General features: G+C 43.3%; 2 protein-coding genes. One reads left to right on the plus strand and one right to left on the minus strand.

What is annotated here, in order from left to right; genetic code table 11:
* Positions 1-271 (minus strand): catalase (locus tag R7Q11_RS26130; protein WP_225466996.1); only part of this gene is annotated, 271 nt, incomplete at its 3' end.
* Between the two features lie 256 nt (positions 272-527).
* On the opposite strand from R7Q11_RS26130, the gene R7Q11_RS26135 reads away from it, so the two are divergent.
* Positions 528-732: VOC family protein (locus R7Q11_RS26135; protein WP_405532479.1), on the plus strand; the 205-nt coding region annotated here is incomplete at its 3' end.

The raw sequence follows: 732 nt of genomic DNA on the forward strand, positions 1-732 counted from the left end.
AATCACTAAAATCGCCAGACGCAACAAATTCACCATGCGCACCCGTGCCACGAGCGTGTACAACTCGCTCAGGAATACGTTCTCTGGCAAAACGTTGCAATTTTTGGATCAGGTGAACGTCTTGCAGCAATACGCTGCCGTTTTCACCTGCTGTGATTGAATTTTGGTTGTCACCGACTGGTGCGCCGTTATCTCTTGTCAGGGTTTGCGCCTGTAGAGATGTGCTGGCTAAGCCAACTGTAATTAATAAAAAGCTTTTTGACATCTGCATGGTTGCTCTCCAATGCGTGCTAACCATTTAGTCCACGAGTGGTAAATGGATATTCAAAAGCTCTTTTCTGCCCACGAAGAATATATCTTCAAAGATTCCATTTGTTTAATGGGAATTGGCGATAGATTTGATAGGGATAAACGATGAAAGTTTTCGTTTTTCATCTATTTAGATTAAAAAACAAACCAAAAGCATGAGAATCTCGTGGCGAGAGTGATTACACTGAATAAACATCACCAAGCAGAAAGGATATCGCATGCATCAACATGAAAAATTGAACTACGTTGAATTTGGTACGCCCAATATCGGTGCCACTAAAGCGTTTTTTGAGCACGTTTTTGGTTGGCAATTTGTCGACTACGGCCCTGACTACGCGGCCTTTTCTGGCCAAGGTTTGGATGGCGGATTTTATTCGGCAGAACAAGTCAGTCAAACCTCAAACGGCGCAGCACTATTGGTGT

It is taken from the genome of Vibrio sp. 970, assembly GCF_033339075.1.